This is a genomic window from Pantoea sp. JKS000250 (assembly GCF_003201065.1).
Lineage (GTDB): Bacteria > Pseudomonadota > Gammaproteobacteria > Enterobacterales > Enterobacteriaceae > Pantoea > Pantoea vagans.
In genome coordinates this window covers 172,783-187,557 of record NZ_QICZ01000002.1, presented here as the reverse complement: position 1 = coordinate 187,557, position 14,775 = coordinate 172,783, and the positions used below count along the sequence as shown (strand labels likewise).

Below are 14,775 nucleotides of genomic sequence, written 5' to 3'. Positions count from 1 at the left end.
CTGATGCTGATGAATATTGACTGGCAGATACTGGGCTTCGGTGATGAGGGCTGGGGAGGCGTGCTGCTTAACGCCGCCGCCGTCACGGTCAGCGTGTCGCTTTGCGCCTGGCTGCTGGGTGCCCTGTTGGGCAGCGTGCTCTGCTGGATGCAGATTGCCGGGTCGCGCTGGCAGCAGCGGCTGGCGGCAGGCTACATCACGCTGTTTCGCGGCGTGCCGGAACTGCTGGTGATCTACCTCTTCTACTTCGGTGGACGTCAGGTGGTCTCCACGGTGGGTACCGCGCTGGGCTTCCAGGGGCCGTTCGATGTCAACGGTTTTGTGGCGGGCGCGATCGCCATCGGGCTGATCTCCGGTGCCTATCAGAGCGGCGTATTTCGCGGCGCGTTCTACGCCATTCCGGGCGGTACGCTGGAAGCGGCGACCGTGACCGGCATGGGACGGCTGATGATGTTTCGCCGCATCATCGTGCCACAGGCGTTACGCACCGCGCTGCCAGGTATGGGCAACCAGTGGCAATCGGTGATCAAAGAGTCGGCGCTGGTCTCGGTCACCGGGCTGGTGGAAACCATGAACCAGGTCTCGACCGCAGCCAACTCTACCCAGATGTCCTTTTTCTTCTACAGCGTGGGTGCGGTGATCTACCTGATTATCACCACCTGTTCCGATATGGTTTTCCGCTACGTGGAAAAGTTTGCGATGCGCGGTCAACAGCGCGTGAAGGGATAAGGAGTCCACGTGGATATGATGTTTTTACAGCAGACGCTGCTGGCGCTGCTGAAAGGATTGCCGCTGACGATCAATCTGGCGCTGCTCTCGCTGCTGGGGGGCGGCGTGCTGGCATTGCTGCTTAACCTGCTGCGCATGACGCGCGTCGGCAGCCTGTTCTGCCGTTTCTACGTCTGGCTGTTTCGCGGTACGCCATTGCTGATCCAGATTTTTATGGTCTATTACGGCCTCGGCAGTTTACCGGCAGTGCGCGAAAGCCTGTTCTGGCCGTTGCTGCGCGATCCTTACTGGTGCGGCTTGCTGGCGCTTATCCTTAACGATGCGGCTTACACCTCGGAGATTCTGCGCGGCGGACTGCGTGCCGTCAGCCAGCAGTCGCTGGAGGCGGCTAAGGTCTCGGGCATGTCGTCGTACAAGATCTTTACCCGCATCACCTTACCGATTGCGATTCGTCAGGCGCTGCCGGCTTACAGCAATGAAATTATCTCGATGATTAAAGCGACGTCACTGGTCAGCACCATCAGCCTGATGGAAATGACCGGCATTGCCGACTCAATTGTCTCCTCCACGTTCCGGGCGCTGGAAGTGTTCCTGAGCGCGGCGGTGATCTACCTGATACTGACCATGCTGGTCAGCAAGGGCGTATCGATGCTGGAACGACGCTTATCACCTTACTATTTCGGAGCACGATCATGACCGCACCTACTATCATGCTGAGTCATCTCAGAAAGAGTTATGCGGGACACGAAGTGCTGCACGACATCAGCCTGACCGCGCAGGATGGTGATGTGATATCGCTGATTGGTGCCAGCGGCTCAGGCAAAAGTACGCTGCTACGCTGCATCCCGTTTCTTGAAGTGCCGCAGGCGGGCGAAATTGCGGTCGGCGAGGTAAACGTCACGCTGGATAACGCCGACGGAAAACTGAGTCGTGAGCAGCGCCGTCGCATCAAGCTGATGCGGATGCAGCTTGGCTTTGTGTTTCAGAGCTTCAATCTGTGGCCGCATAAAACGGTGATGCAGAACATCATTGAAGCGCCGGTTCATGTGCAGAAGCGCAGCCATAAAGAGGCGATTGAAGAAGCCGAAGCGCTGCTGCATAAAGTGGGGCTTTACGCAAAACGCGACGCCTGGCCGTCGCAGCTGTCAGGCGGACAGCAGCAGCGCGTGGCGATTGCCCGGGCGCTGGCGCAGCAGCCGAAAGCGATCCTGTTTGATGAGCCGACCTCTGCGCTGGATCCGGAGCTGGTGGGTGAAGTGCTGCGGGTGATCCGCAGTCTGGCAGAAGAAGGGCGCACCATGATTATCGTGACCCATGAAATGGGCTTTGCGCGTGACGTGTCCAACAAGGCGGTGTTTCTGCATCAGGGGATGATTGAGGAGTCGGGTTCACCGGAACAGGTATTCCTCGATCCGATTTCGCCGCGCTGTCGTGCCTTTGTGAACAGCCACTTTGAGCGCAATGCAGGCTAGAATAACCGGGATCATGCAATCTGGCTTCAGCACTGATAGCTATCGTTTGAAGCCATGTTCAGGATTAATCACTCTGGCGCAGGCCGCCCGCCAGCTGGGTGAACACCTCGATCATCTTCGGCAGTGCCTTTTCCGGGTCACTGCTGGAGCCGACCCAGAGTGCGGCATTCAGCGCTGCGCTATTCAGCAGATGCGCGGCAGCATCGGCGTCTACCTGCTTGATCGTTCCGCTTTCGGTCAGCTTCACAATCGTTTCACGCGTGGCTTCCAGACAGCTGTTCTGGCTGGGCCATTGCGCGGGATCACCCAGAAATGCCGGGCCATCGCGCAGCACAATACGCTGCACTTCGGCCTCCATGGCTAACTGAATATAGGCGATGCCTTCTGCCACCAGCTTCTCCCATTCATCTGCCACGCCGGATGCGGCTGCTTTAGCCCGCTGCGCCATCTCACCATCAACCTGAGCTACGACCGCCGCCAGCAGCCCCTTTTTATCGCCGAAATTATGGTAAAGCGCACCACGGGTCAGGCCCACGCTGGCCGTCAGTTCATCCATAGATGCCGCCGCAAACCCTTTTTCAGCAAATGCGGTGCGCGCTGATGCAATCAGCTTTGCACGGTTCTCTTCCATTGTTTTAGCGCGACGTTTAGCGGCCATAAGCTCTCCTTTGACATACGCCTTGTATATTATTTGACATACGCCGCGTATATTAAATCAATCCTGTGTACGCCGCATCCTGCTTTCCCGACTGACGCTATGAAAGGAACCACTATGATTACGCGCGAACCTGTTTTCCCCGCTAACCGTCATGCCCTGTATGAGCAGCATGGTTATTCTGCTGCCATCCGCTCAGGCGATCTGCTGTTTGTCTCCGGTCAGGTGGGCAGCCGTGCTGACGGCACGCCCGAACCCGATTTTACTGCTCAGGTTAACCTGGCGTTTGAAAATCTGGCGGCCACGCTCGCTGCGGCAGGCTGCACTTTTGACGACCTGGTCGATGTCACCACGTTCCACACCGATCCGGAGAACCAGTTTGAAACCATCATGCAGGTGAAGCAGTCCATTTTTCCGCAGCCGCCTTACCCTAACTGGACAGCGGTAGGGGTCACCTGGCTGGCGGGATTTGATTTTGAAATCAAGGTGATTGCCCGCATTCCGCCACAACAAAAATAATCTGTTCGTGCCGTAAACGGATGCCGGAAGAAAATAATTAAAAATTTTTGCATCCGTTTTCTTCACTCATTCGTATTAACAGATAAGGGCACATCGGCCCTGTCTGCAAACTCAATGAGGGAAGTGAAAATGAAACCATTCCTGCCAACTCTGCTTTTTTCTGCATTAGTTTTCAGCGGTGCCACCTATGCGGCATCCATGGACAGCGATACGGTCATGGTCGGTGGCGCTGCCATGTACCCGTCAAAAAATATTGTTGAGAATGCTGTTAACTCGAAAGATCACACCACGCTGGTCGCGGCTGTTAAGGCCGCCGGTCTGGTTCCGACGCTCGAAGGGAAGGGGCCATTTACCGTTTTTGCGCCGACCAATGCCGCCTTTGCAAAATTGCCGCAGGGCACCGTCGATTCTCTGCTTAAGCCAGAGAACAAACAGAAGCTCACCAGCGTTCTGACCTATCACGTGGTTGCAGGAAAACTGGATATGAAAGCACTGGAGAAAAAAATCAAAGCGGGTGGAGGCAAAGCGGAGCTGAAAACGGTAAATGGCGCCTCCCTGTGGGTGATGGCAAACGGCCCGCACAACATTCAGCTTAAAGATGCTCAGGGCAATGTCGCTAACATTACCACTTATGATGTGAATCAGAGTAACGGCGTCATTGACGTTATCGATACCGTGCTGATGCCGTAAAGCGTTACCTATACTGTGTGTAGCCACTGAAACTGTGGCTACACCTTTAACAGGGAAGCCGATGACAAAAACTGTGCCTCATATTCAGGCTGACTTAATGAACCAGATTGCCTGCGGCGATAAATCTGCGCTGGCGCAGCTCTATCACGTCCTCTCACCCCGGCTTTACGGCATTATTCTGCGTATGGTCAGACGGCGCGACTGGGCAGAAGAGATCCTCCACGACACCTTTATTCAAATCTGGCAGTCGGCAAACTACTACGACCACAAGCGCAGTGAACCGCTCATCTGGCTCAGTCACATTGCAAGAAACAGAGCGATCGATTTTCTGCGTAAACACGAGAACAGATGCTGTTCGATAGAGGAAATCAGCGAAGCGGAAGCGGGTTTTGAGCGTTCACGTCCCTCTGACGACAGTCCTGCTGAGGCGCGTCGCCTTCAGCACTGTATGGCGCAGTTACCGTCAGAACAGCGACAAAGCCTTTCGCTCGCCTATTATCGTGGTCTGTCACAGAGTGAGATCGCACTCTCCATGAGCCAGCCCGAAGGCACCGTAAAAAGCTGGATCCGTCGCGCGTTAACCCATCTTCGGGAGTGCATAGGCTTATGACTGGTCAGGAAAACGATGATCTCACTGCCGCGGAATATGTGCTTGGGCTAACGGACGCTGACACCCGGCAACGGCTGGATAAACGCTTTAATGACGATGCAGCCTTTGCCGCTGAGGTGGTGCGCTGGCAGAGCGCTTTCAGTGGCATTGACCTGACGACTCAGGAGGTCGCCCCGCCTTCTGCACTCTGGCAGCAGATTGCGCAGAATCTTGAGCGGAAACCTGGCATCCCCGGCAAAAAACGCAAACAGCAGCCTCCCGGATTCTGGCTCGGCTGGGGCCTCGCCGCGGCAATGACCGGCATCCTCGTATTTAGCTGGGTGACGAAGCCTGATGCGACACACGCGCTGCAGCCGATCGCGGTACTCAGCGGCGCGCAGCCTGATGTACAGTTTGTGGTGAGTCTGGACAAGCGCGCGTCATTAATTCAGGTTTCTGCACTGAACGTCACGCTGCCAGAAAATAAAAACTTACAGCTGTGGCTGATTAAGGGCAGTGCTCCGCCACAATCATTGGGACTGATCGATCACCGTGACAGTAACGCCTTTAAGTTGCCTTCCGGGGAGCTGGATAATAAGACCCTACTGGCGGTAAGTCTGGAACCGGTGGGTGGTTCCAAACTCAGCGGGCCGTCCGGGCCGGTGATTTTCCAGGGCAAAGTCACGCTGCTTTAACTTTCATCAGCAGGGATTTATCTGCCGCCTGGCGGTTATTGCACGTTTTGGCCTGGAAGAGGGGTAGCCAGGCCAAAGCATGCACCAGACGGTCAGTCTGTGTTTTTTAAATGTATAACTGAAATGAGTCGGCCCCTTAGCCAGCCCGTTCGTGAATGGCCAGGGCAGTGATCTGCGTTAACGGATAAAACGTCGCTCCCCCGGTACGCGGGAGAGCGACACGCTCACGCAATCAGGATTGCCCGGATATCGTTGACGTTTGTTAACGTAGGACCGGTTATCAGCAGATCATCCAGCGCGTGAAAATAGCTGTAACTGTCATGATCATCGAGAAATTTAAGGGCATTAAGGCCGCTCAGTGCGATGTGGCATCAGGGAAACAATAATCTTTATGTCAGCGCCCTGCTGGATATGCTTGCTGATAATCTCGATGCGCTGACACGTGAACTGTAAATATCGATTATTTTCAGGAATAAATTACTGGATCAAATAAGTTATTTTACCTGAGCGATGTACAGTTTTACCGATAGCATCCAGCCAGATAAAAGCCCCCATCAGAGGCTTTATCACTCTTATTTTTCTGCGGGCGTATTGCGGCATGTCGCCAGTATATCGTCTGCGGCGACATATTCGCGGGTCTGAACGCCGGTCATGCCCAGCATGGTTGAAAAAAGATTATCCTGAGAATATTTTTGCGAAGTCGCCAGCCGGTTCAGGCATGTGTAGTCCACGGCATAACGCTGCTGGTAATCGGGTGACAGCCAGATCAGCAGCGGCACGCGAGTCTGAAATTCAGGTGCGATAGCATAGGGCAGGCCATGCAGATAGACGCCTTTCTCGCCCAGTGACTCACCATGATCTGACAGATAAACCAGACTGGTTGTAAACTTCTCCTGATGGGCTTTGAGTAATTCAATCGCTTTATCGACAATATAGTCCGCATAGAGAATGGTATTGTCGTACGTATTAATCAGTTGCTCCTGAGAGCACTCCTGAATCTGTTTCGTCTCACAGGTGGGTGTAAATTTGCGAAAAGCCGGCGGATAACGGTGATTGTAGGTTGGGCCGTGGCTGCCAATCGTATGCAACACAATAACGCTATTACTCTGAAGCTGGTTGATATAGGTCTCCAGGCCATGGAAAAGCACCTCGTCATAGCACTCGCCTTTGATGCACATTCCCGGAAGATTGAGCGCTGTCATATCCTGATTAGGCACCCGGTCGCAGGCACCTTTACATCCTGCATCGTTCTCATGCCACAAAACGCTCAGGCCAGCTCGCTGAATAATATCCAGTAATCCCTCCTGATGACTGGCCAGCGCATCATCGTAGTGTCTGCGCGGCATATTTGAGAACATGCAGGGGACAGAGACTGCCGTAGAGGTGCCACAGGATGCGACGTCAGGGAAGTAGACAACGTCTTCTTCTGCCAGCAAAGGGTTGGTGGAGCGTGGGTAACCGCCCAGAGAAAAATTAGCGGCGCGGGACGTTTCGCCTACGACCAGAATCGTCAGGTTCTTTTTCGGGCCGTTGAGCATCTGGGGGCGTTGATGGGCATCTTCACCTATTTTCACCAGAGGAAGATTCGCCCGCTCGCGATGATTATAGTAAGAGAGCGAGGCCGCAATAAAATTAGAAGGGCTCAGGGATTTCAATAGCTGGTGGTTATTACGAATCAGTGATGCATAGTCTTTATAAAAAAACATCGCTATCAGCGCTATTAATGCAACTGAAATAACCAGGCTTAACCCGCGCTGAAGTAATCCCTTCCACACCGGTACCGACTTTTTAAAAGCAGGCCAGAAGGCGAGTGCGGCCATAAAGAAGCCGGTAAAGAATATTAGTAATATCATCTTCGGCGTCAGCAGTGCCAGGCTTTCAGCGGGTGTGGTGTCCACCATATTGGTAATCATTGAACGATCAAGAACGATACCATAGTGCTGAATAAAGTACTGGGCTATGGCAGCGACAATGATAAACAGCGCAATGGTTATCCTGTCCAGCCAGAAAAAGGAGGCCAGCGTCACGACACTATTTATCACACTAAAAGCGACAATCGGCATGGAAAGGAAAAACAGCATACTGCTCATCCCGTCCGGCGCAATAAGTGACCAGGCCTGTTTGTAAAAAGCGAAATTAAGGAAAACAGCGATATAAAGTGAGAATAGCAATATGAACGCGACGCGGGGCAATACGGGCTGACTGACATTAAATCGTGGCATAAAGGTATTCCATAACCTTGCGGAAATAAGCCAATAAAGTTCTTTCTGAAATAATCAGCAAGCGTTAATAAAATTTATATGCCAGCAACTCTGAGCTGAGGGGTTGATGACCGTGATAATGTAAATAACTGCTTTAAAACACCTGTTTAATATCGTTAATAACCTGATGGATTGACGATAGGCTCATTTTCACTCCTGTTAATGTTAAGTAAAAATGAACTTTTTGCTACACTTTGTGCGGTTTATGTAGTTAATTTGTGATGCCGATCACGCCGGTTCGTTTAAGAAAACGCGATTTCAAACCTGACAGGGTCGCGTTACTTAACGATTGGATAGCTGCCATGGCTCTGAATGAGGACCGGAATTTATAGAGAAAATAGCGTCAGTGCCTGTTTATTCTTTTTCCCCCAGTCCGACAACGACATCTGGATGCCGCCTATTCTGCAGGTGATAAAAGAAGAGGGCGTCAGAGTAGTGGTCTATACCGGCTATGGCGAAAGCGCGATCATTCCAGCATTGTTCCGTGAATTAAAAGAGGCGGATATCATGCTGGAAGGTAATACAGACGAAGGCTATATCTCGCTTGGGACAGGCATTGGCAACATTCGTCGTATCAAAAGTGTCGCGAAAGTCGTAAATGATTTATCCATTGAATAAACCGATCTGAAGTGAAACGAAATCAATAAGAACTCATATTTAACGAAAAGGCGGGCCTGAATAAATATCCTCGTAAGCGGTCTGTTCAGGCCCGTTTGTATAAAAAAATCAAATTTCCTTACGGCCCAGATATCGCTCTTTCATCAGCGACAGGGCAATGCCGATATCCAGTGCTGGCGAAGGGGGCATGACATTGGCTTTGCCCAGCGACAGCATATCTGCAATATGCGGGTTATCCTGTTTCATCATGAAATCCGCCAGCAGCGTGCCTGCCACGGTCTGCTTTGAAATGCCTGCGCCGTTACAGCCGCCTGCCGTGCAGAGAAACTTGTTCAGCATACCCCATTCCGGCGCGCCGTTACGCGTGACGCTGATGGTGCCAGACCAGGTGTGGGTGATCTTCACACTGCCCAGCGTCGGATAAACTTTCTTAAATAAGTGCTCATGCAGCCGGGCCGCCTCATAAGTTCGTGCCGCATTTACCTGGCCCCTGAGCGCGGGTATGACATGCTGGCGAATCAGGAAACGGCGATCTGAGGTAAAACGGAAGGTCGCTCCGGCAATGGCATTAACCGGCGTGAGTCCCCAGCTCTGCATCGGGGGCAGGGTAGCCAGTTGTTCGTCCATCAGCGGATCGGTGATGCTGGCGAAGGTAGCCATAGCAGCCTGACGCGAAAGCCCCGGACGCAGCTCCGGCGATAGTGCATTGGTAGCCAGCATCACTTTTGGCGTTTTGATCACCCCAAAAGGTGTCAGCACTTCAGCCATGCTGCCGTAACGGATCCCCAGCACGGGTGTGTTATCGAAGCGCTGAACATTCTCAGGTAAACACGCGTTCATGCCGGCAATCAGCTGCGCCGGATTAACCAGCACGCAGCCCGGTGTATAAATTCCTTTGCTGTAAAAGTGCGTACCGAGTTTCTGGTACAGCTCCTCGCTGTCTGACATCTGCCACGGCTCGTTCATCAGATCGAGATGGCTGGCATACTCCTTTAAAATAGCGTCATTACCAGGTTCAGCCTGACAGTGATATTTGCCGACCCGTTCCCAGTCACACTGAAGGTGATGCTGAGAAATAACCTGCTCCAGCTGACGAATGCCTTCCTGAAGCAAATTCCGGTATGCGTTTGCCTTCTTTAATTCGGCCGTTGAACTGCCAATATTATGCGGCAGGCCGATAACGAAGCCGGAATTACGTGCCGAGGCGCTTTGCTGTGTGCTATGAGCTTCGACGATGATGATTTTCAGGTTGGGATTGATTTCCGCGAGACGGCGCGCAAAGGCGACACCTGCAAATCCTGCCCCGACGATGACCCAGTCTGCAGTGATATCGCCCTGCAACGCTGGCTGTGGCGAAAAACTGTGCTCACCCGCAGGCCAGCCCGGTTGGTTATGATTGAATGGTATTGATGCGTAGCGCAATTCCCTGTGCCTTATATGAAAAATAAAGCAATTTTATAGGGGAAAGCGGGATGCCTGTGCCAGCGGTAATCTGACTAATCTTGATTTCAGACAAGTAAAATAAAGGGTTTTTTCTGTACAACCCAATGCGCGCGGATTTGCGGAGGAAAGAGGATTACGCGCCCACAGAGTTTTATGTTTTGCTATTCAGGAGCGACAAAGCACACTGTTAATTTCAGCCACCACCTGCTTCGTTGCCTCTTCAATGCTCCCTTCATTGCGGCATAAAAACCAGCCGTTATTCGCAGCTTCCTGCTCAAACGCGCGGGTGCAGGCGATATGTTCTTCAAGGCGGTGAATTACCGTACTTCCCAGGCCACGCGATCGTGCTGCGGCTCTTTCCCAGGAAACCTCGGGCGCAGTGACCACCCCGACATGCAGATCTGGCGCGCGGACGTTGTGCGCACGGTTTAGCTGCAGAATCTCTGTAAAAGAAACCATCCGGCGAAACGCGGCATCCGATGGATACCAGCGATCCATCAGGATAACGCTGTCCTGTGGCTGTTTAGCCAGTACGTTCTGTGAAATCCAGGCGCGGCTGACAGCAAAGCGCTGACAGATTTCCCATTCCAGATCTGCCGAGGGATCTCTGGCGAGCCGGTTAACCAGTGCCATGGATTCCGCCCTGAAAGGATCGCTCTTTTTTTCGCTGAGTCGGATCACTTTCATATTATCTGCCCTCAGCACTTGCGTAATGGCCTCCAGAAGCGTGGTTTTACCGGCTCCCTTGGGGCCATCCAGAGAAACAAACAGCTGACGACTCATGCCCGGAATGACGATTGAGTCAGGATTTCAGTAAAAGGTACATTCGCCAAAAGCATGTTATTTCCTGGTGTGATAAGCGGGTATTTTCCTGAGCCGTCGGCCCTGGTTGCGAGAACAAAATCGAGGAGTATTCACAGACAATAATGTAACGGCTCTGCCTGGCAGGCTTTATCATCCTCTTTGCGTGTTCATGAATTAAAACCTGCGTCCTGTAGTTTACGGGAACAGCCAGGTAAACGAAAAGATCCTGATTTAGTCTGCTGACGGAGGGTTTGAGAGAAAAACGTGAATCTATGCGGCTATAAGTAAGCTCACACAAATGCAGGCCAAAAATCGTTTCTGACAGGGAATCACATCGCATCAGTTAACCCGTAATGGGTAACATTTTGTCCAGTTGTAGTTGATCTTTGCCAGCGTCAGTTCTCCGGCGACCTCCCCAAAATCAACGGCCTGACGTTCCAGAAAATAGTGACGTAAGGTTGCGGGTAAAAAAGCCGCGTTGTAACGCAGCAGGGTGCTGTGCCAGAAGGGGGGCGGTAATAGGCTGCCCGAATGACGCATCATCAGCTCATTTTTCCAGTCAGAGTTGAGCACCTTTTCGCAGAATGACTGGCGCATGGTTACAGCAGGACTTTCAGGGATCCCTGCGAGCAACAACTGACCGGGCAACGCAACGAGCCGGAGATGCCTGATAACGATTTTCTTCGCCTCAAATCCGGTCCAGATAGCCGTCAGCTGATCCACTTTTTCGGGCAACGGCGTGTTTTCGTGATAGAGCGGCAGGGTCAGAGGTAAAAAGGTAAAATGAAAACCGTCTGCTGGCAGAACATCGGCAAGCGGATCCTCTCTCGTAAGTTGCTGCAGTTCACGCAGCAGACGTGAGACATCTGAGGATACAGGCGGCTGTATGCCTGCTGCGAGAGCGAGTTTTACCGGATCGTAGTAGTTTCCTTGCCTGATATCGCCAATGCCTGCATTTTCCCTCCACATCGCAACGGTATTCTCATTTGCAGAACGGTAGACGTTGTGCAGATTCATCGATTTCATATCAGACCTTTTGCTATTTAAATCTGTTTGTCGCTAAGGATATTTCTGACTGACGTTTCAGGCTACCTGATTAACCCGATGGCCGCAGACCTGCGAAGGCATCGTGATGCGCTGCTACAGAAATCCTTTCAGTAAAACTATTAAGCCCGCCTGTCAGTCTGTTTTATGCAGGTCAGCGAGCGTCTTGCATAGCTAAGGCTGAATCACCTTTCCCTGCTCATCAAGCAGATCTGTCAGGAGAGCTGTGCCATCGTTCCCCACGCGGAATGCCCCGTAGCGTGCCTGCGCGAAACGCTCGCCATGACCTTCCTGAAAGAAATAAGCGTTGGTGCCGACGTTCAGCGATCCGGAGTGTTGATGGTATTTCACCCGTAGCTGATTCGTCTGTAGCGGCTCACCCTGATCAAACCGGGCCTGAGTTGCATGACGCTGCGCATCGAGATCCACAATCAGGGTCCTGCTGGTGGGCAGGCATGGCGATGACCGGGTCGCGCCGCAGGCCACCGCCTGTTGATACAGTGTCTGCTCCAGCGATCGGGTGAGGGCATAATTCAGGGCCATGTAATCACCCTGCATCAGGGATCGCGGGTCAACTGGCGCAAGGGGTAAAATCATGATCGCGCCCTGTTTAAGCAACTGCTCTTTTTGCCAGATGCTGATATTAACGGTCACCAGCGCCAGCGCTATCACTGCGCCTGCCAGCCATCGGCTCTTTTTACGCATTCTCACTCGCACCTCCGATTTGTGCGGGTAACACTTTTGTGACGCCCCACGCCAGCCCCAGCAAAACCAGACCGCCAGCCAGCAGTAACAGCGCTTTATGCAGCAGTAGCACTTCCAGGAAGTAATACCAGCCAATGACATAGAGCACCAGGAACCCGCCACTGACCACCAGCAATCCCGGACTTCCCAGATAACGCGCCATCAGAATTAACCATAAGCCCAGCCCGATACCTGGGGCATAAAGGGCGGCAGCCCCGCAGATAAGGGTGGCGGGCAGCGTGATTATCGAAAACAGCGGCTGACCGCTTCTTTTCTGACTGAGCGTACTCAGCACTACACCTGCCGCAATACCGGTGCCTGTCGCAGACTGAAGCATTGAAAACTGCGCAGAAGACCAGAAGAAATCCATGAGAACCGCCGCGTTTATTCCGAGGAAACTCAGCAGCATCAGACCCGACGGGATGCCATACAGTAGCGGATGTACGGCGTCAGCATAGGATCCTGCCAGTAATTCCAGCTGATGGCTGACAATCCACAGCCATAAAAACATTACCGCAGCCACCAGCAGGGAAACAGCAATGCGGCCTGCCGTTGGCGACAGATAGAGCAGGGAAAGTAAATAGCCCGCCAGCACCAGAAAAAAAGTCAGGGCAGTGATGGCCATAAAGCGGTAAGTGCGGTCAGGTATCGCCACCGGCATCGCTGTAAGAATCGGTAATGCGCACAGTGAGCTCAGCATCATAAAGCTGACGTCATTGCTCTGGATTTGTAACACAACGCCGAAAACCAGACCGCACGTCGCCGCGATGGCCCATGCCAGCCCGAGGTGATACTTACCGTCACGATCGCTGCGTAACAGGCCGCGGGCAATCACGGCGAGGATCAGTGAAGGCAGGATAAGGGTGACAGCATTCTGGTCATCGAGCAGGTCGGTGGAATAGAGCGCCAGCGCCATCAGTAACAGAGTAATGATCGCGGCGACCCAGCCTCCGACGCTCAGCGCCAGCCTCAGATACCAGGGCAGGTCCGACGCGTGACCGCGTTGCTGAATCTCCCTGATCTGTGCGTCGCTCAGCAGGCCCTGCTGACTAAGGGCGTCTGTCAGTAAGGTCAGTCTGGCCGGAGCAAGATCGATCGGCCCCTTTTCAGCCAGTTTGCGCTGCCACTTCAGCAGGATCGAACCATTTGCCGCTACCCAGAAAATCATCAGGACGCCGGTCAGATACAGGTCAGCCGTAACATAGGCCACCAGAAATAGCTGCATGATCAGCGCGCAGCCCACAACCGTCAGGCTGGCGATGCCCAGCGTCAGCATGCAGAGATCCACATGGCGATAACGGTACAGGTAATAGCCTGCCAGCAGGGTGACCACCCAGCCGCCCGTCACTAACATAAAATGGTTAGCACCGTGCCCGTCAGAGATATTTCCGGCCACGATGGTGGTCAATAGCAGCAGTAAAAATCCGGCCATGACGCGTGAGAACCAGCGGCTTGCCAGCCAGCTCTGAGGGTGATGCGTTATTGCCTGCCAGGCCAGAACTTCCCTGATAATCAGGCAGGCTGCCAGCAGCGCCAGATAGCCGTGCAGCACTGTTGTCGGGAGCCAGAAGAAGCTGTCAGTCACGGCAAGGTCCAGCAGTGACGTGGGCAACGTGGCGGTGTAATAGAGCTGAAACGCCAGGTTAGCGACCAGCCAGCTGCAAAACCACAGGCTGTTTTGCCGGGCAATCAGCGCCAGCGGCAGAAGAATGCATAACCAGGCCCGGAAGAGCTCCCAGCTATCCGCACCCGTCTGATAAATCTGCCCGTAAAGCGCAAACAGCGCACCGAAACTTAATCCTGCTGCCAGTAATGCGCTGCGTGCCAGCGTGCTGTACCAGCGCCACCAGACCACTACCGCCAGCGCGACGATCAGCAGTTCGGCCAGGGCAAATTTCGCCATCTTCGGCATCCAGGCCCAGTTCCAGGCAATAAAAAACACCGACCCGGCAACCAGTGACAGTAATCCCAGAAAGCAAAGTACCGGGATAAGAAACTGACGCCACTGCGCATCTGAGGGTCTGATACCACAGAAAGCAAAGATGCGCTGGCAGGTCTCCGGGCTCAGGCTTCCTGTTTTGACCAGATGCCCGATTTGACGGCAAAGATACGCTGTCGTTCGTGATGGCATCCCGGTTATCTTATCGGCTGTAATCTCCCTCATACTTTCCCTGCCTCTGTTTGCGGTGTGACTTTGATGATGACGTTAACCACGGTTCTTCCCTGTGATGGCGCTTTGATGAGCGGCAGATAATTTTGCTGAACAAATGTAAACATCTTTTCCGGGATATAACAGCGTAAATCAAAGGCGGGGAGTGAACGCTGCGCGATCTGTCGCATTGTTATGATCGTGAGCATCGTTAACCAGAAGCCCCTCAGTTTACTGAAGTCCTGATACGGACCGTATTGTCTGAACAGACAGTTTCATCCCGCTTACCTCACGGGAAAATAATCACTCTGTTAACCGCCAGTGTTTCCCGGTGATTTCATTTTTCTGTCATTTTTATTCTCT

At 53.0% G+C, this 14,775-nt stretch carries 15 protein-coding genes and 2 pseudogenes; 9 read left to right on the top strand and 8 right to left on the bottom strand.

What is annotated here, in order from left to right:
- The first annotated feature begins 3 nt into the window (after nt 1-3).
- From BY447_RS20685 to BY447_RS20675, 3 genes are read left to right on the top strand one after another with little or no spacing between them, the layout of a single operon-like run.
- Nucleotides 4-729, top strand: coding sequence for an ABC transporter permease (locus BY447_RS20685; protein ID WP_010246779.1), 726 nt, complete (start codon nt 4-6; stop codon nt 727-729).
- A 9-nt stretch (nt 730-738) separates the two neighbouring features.
- Nucleotides 739-1,425 carry an ABC transporter permease gene (locus BY447_RS20680; protein ID WP_033735419.1) on the top strand — a complete coding sequence of 229 codons (687 nt, stop codon included), beginning with the start codon at nt 739-741 and terminating at the stop codon, nt 1,423-1,425.
- Entirely contained in the window at nt 1,422-2,201 is a 780-nt protein-coding gene (locus BY447_RS20675; protein ID WP_110332076.1) for an ABC transporter ATP-binding protein, read from the top strand. The genes BY447_RS20680 and BY447_RS20675 overlap by 4 nt, the downstream gene beginning before the upstream one ends.
- Before the next feature lie 64 nt (nt 2,202-2,265).
- Here the strand turns inward: BY447_RS20675 and BY447_RS20670 are convergent, their stop codons facing one another.
- On the bottom strand, nt 2,266-2,859 hold the full coding sequence (locus tag BY447_RS20670) for a TetR/AcrR family transcriptional regulator (RefSeq protein WP_110332075.1): 594 nt from the start codon (nt 2,857-2,859) through the stop codon (nt 2,266-2,268).
- A gap of 114 nt (nt 2,860-2,973) precedes the next feature.
- Between BY447_RS20670 and BY447_RS20665 the strand changes: the two genes are divergently transcribed.
- The 4 genes from BY447_RS20665 (at nt 2,974) to BY447_RS20650 (ending at nt 5,349) form a co-directional block, all read left to right on the top strand.
- Complete coding sequence (locus BY447_RS20665) at nt 2,974-3,375, top strand: RidA family protein (protein ID WP_110332074.1); 402 nt, start codon at nt 2,974-2,976, stop codon at nt 3,373-3,375.
- A 129-nt stretch (nt 3,376-3,504) separates the two neighbouring features.
- Nucleotides 3,505-4,065 (top strand): fasciclin domain-containing protein, encoded by a 561-nt coding sequence (locus BY447_RS20660; protein ID WP_095707976.1) that lies wholly within the window; start codon nt 3,505-3,507, stop codon nt 4,063-4,065.
- Between the two features lie 61 nt (nt 4,066-4,126).
- Entirely contained in the window at nt 4,127-4,675 is a 549-nt protein-coding gene (locus BY447_RS20655) for a sigma-70 family RNA polymerase sigma factor (RefSeq protein WP_013196003.1), read from the top strand.
- On the top strand, nt 4,672-5,349 hold the full coding sequence (locus tag BY447_RS20650; protein ID WP_110332073.1) for an anti-sigma factor: 678 nt from the start codon (nt 4,672-4,674) through the stop codon (nt 5,347-5,349). Before BY447_RS20655 ends, BY447_RS20650 begins: the two co-directional genes overlap by 4 nt.
- 224 nt (nt 5,350-5,573) lie before the next feature.
- Here BY447_RS20650 and BY447_RS20645 read toward each other — a convergent pair.
- Nucleotides 5,574-5,708: pseudogene (locus BY447_RS20645) on the bottom strand (MOFRL family protein); the annotation flags it as partial.
- Between BY447_RS20645 and BY447_RS23555 the strand changes: the two are divergent.
- Nucleotides 5,701-5,802, top strand: a pseudogene (locus BY447_RS23555) (LysR family transcriptional regulator); the annotation flags it as partial. The pseudogenes BY447_RS20645 and BY447_RS23555 sit on opposite strands and share 8 nt — an antisense overlap.
- 119 nt (nt 5,803-5,921) lie before the next feature.
- Here BY447_RS23555 and eptA read toward each other — a convergent pair.
- A complete protein-coding gene (gene eptA, locus BY447_RS20640) occupies nt 5,922-7,571 on the bottom strand; it encodes a phosphoethanolamine transferase EptA (RefSeq protein WP_110332072.1) in 1,650 nt (549 codons plus the stop codon).
- 351 nt (nt 7,572-7,922) lie between these two features.
- Between eptA and BY447_RS23675 the strand changes: the two genes are divergently transcribed.
- Complete coding sequence (locus BY447_RS23675; protein ID WP_416376694.1) at nt 7,923-8,228, top strand: hypothetical protein; 306 nt, start codon at nt 7,923-7,925, stop codon at nt 8,226-8,228.
- Between the two features lie 108 nt (nt 8,229-8,336).
- Here the strand turns inward: BY447_RS23675 and BY447_RS20630 are convergent, their stop codons facing one another.
- From BY447_RS20630 to BY447_RS20610, 5 genes are all read right to left on the bottom strand, one after another.
- Complete coding sequence (locus tag BY447_RS20630; RefSeq protein ID WP_110332070.1) at nt 8,337-9,650, bottom strand: NAD(P)/FAD-dependent oxidoreductase; 1,314 nt, start codon at nt 9,648-9,650, stop codon at nt 8,337-8,339.
- Nucleotides 9,651-9,836: 186 nt separating this feature from the next.
- On the bottom strand, nt 9,837-10,454 hold the full coding sequence (locus BY447_RS20625; RefSeq protein ID WP_110332069.1) for a dTMP kinase: 618 nt from the start codon (nt 10,452-10,454) through the stop codon (nt 9,837-9,839).
- Nucleotides 10,455-10,814: 360 nt separating this feature from the next.
- Nucleotides 10,815-11,501 carry a hypothetical protein gene (locus tag BY447_RS20620; protein WP_110332068.1) on the bottom strand — a complete coding sequence of 229 codons (687 nt, stop codon included), beginning with the start codon at nt 11,499-11,501 and terminating at the stop codon, nt 10,815-10,817.
- A 192-nt stretch (nt 11,502-11,693) separates the two neighbouring features.
- On the bottom strand, nt 11,694-12,224 hold the full coding sequence (locus tag BY447_RS20615; protein ID WP_110332067.1) for a GDYXXLXY domain-containing protein: 531 nt from the start codon (nt 12,222-12,224) through the stop codon (nt 11,694-11,696).
- Complete coding sequence (locus BY447_RS20610; RefSeq protein ID WP_110332066.1) at nt 12,217-14,427, bottom strand: DUF2157 domain-containing protein; 2,211 nt, start codon at nt 14,425-14,427, stop codon at nt 12,217-12,219. Before BY447_RS20610 ends, BY447_RS20615 begins: the two co-directional genes overlap by 8 nt.
- Between the last annotated feature and the right edge of the window lie 348 nt (nt 14,428-14,775).

Bases quoted from the DNA above. Each gene is read 5' to 3' on its own strand.
- BY447_RS20685 (WP_010246779.1), top strand. From the start codon at position 4: ATGCTGATGAATATTGACTGGCAGATACTGGGCTTCGGTGATGAGGGC.
- BY447_RS20675 (WP_110332076.1), top strand. From the start codon at position 1,422: ATGACCGCACCTACTATCATGCTGAGTCATCTCAGAAAGAGTTATGCG.
- BY447_RS20670 (WP_110332075.1), bottom strand. From the start codon at position 2,859: ATGGCCGCTAAACGTCGCGCTAAAACAATGGAAGAGAACCGTGCAAAG.
- BY447_RS20665 (WP_110332074.1), top strand. From the start codon at position 2,974: ATGATTACGCGCGAACCTGTTTTCCCCGCTAACCGTCATGCCCTGTAT.
- BY447_RS20660 (WP_095707976.1), top strand. From the start codon at position 3,505: ATGAAACCATTCCTGCCAACTCTGCTTTTTTCTGCATTAGTTTTCAGC.
- BY447_RS20655 (WP_013196003.1), top strand. From the start codon at position 4,127: ATGACAAAAACTGTGCCTCATATTCAGGCTGACTTAATGAACCAGATT.
- BY447_RS20650 (WP_110332073.1), top strand. From the start codon at position 4,672: ATGACTGGTCAGGAAAACGATGATCTCACTGCCGCGGAATATGTGCTT.
- eptA (WP_110332072.1), bottom strand. From the start codon at position 7,571: ATGCCACGATTTAATGTCAGTCAGCCCGTATTGCCCCGCGTCGCGTTC.
- BY447_RS23675 (WP_416376694.1), top strand. From the start codon at position 7,923: ATGAGGACCGGAATTTATAGAGAAAATAGCGTCAGTGCCTGTTTATTC.
- BY447_RS20625 (WP_110332069.1), bottom strand. From the start codon at position 10,454: ATGAGTCGTCAGCTGTTTGTTTCTCTGGATGGCCCCAAGGGAGCCGGT.
- BY447_RS20620 (WP_110332068.1), bottom strand. From the start codon at position 11,501: ATGAAATCGATGAATCTGCACAACGTCTACCGTTCTGCAAATGAGAAT.
- BY447_RS20615 (WP_110332067.1), bottom strand. From the start codon at position 12,224: ATGCGTAAAAAGAGCCGATGGCTGGCAGGCGCAGTGATAGCGCTGGCG.
- BY447_RS20610 (WP_110332066.1), bottom strand. From the start codon at position 14,427: ATGAGGGAGATTACAGCCGATAAGATAACCGGGATGCCATCACGAACG.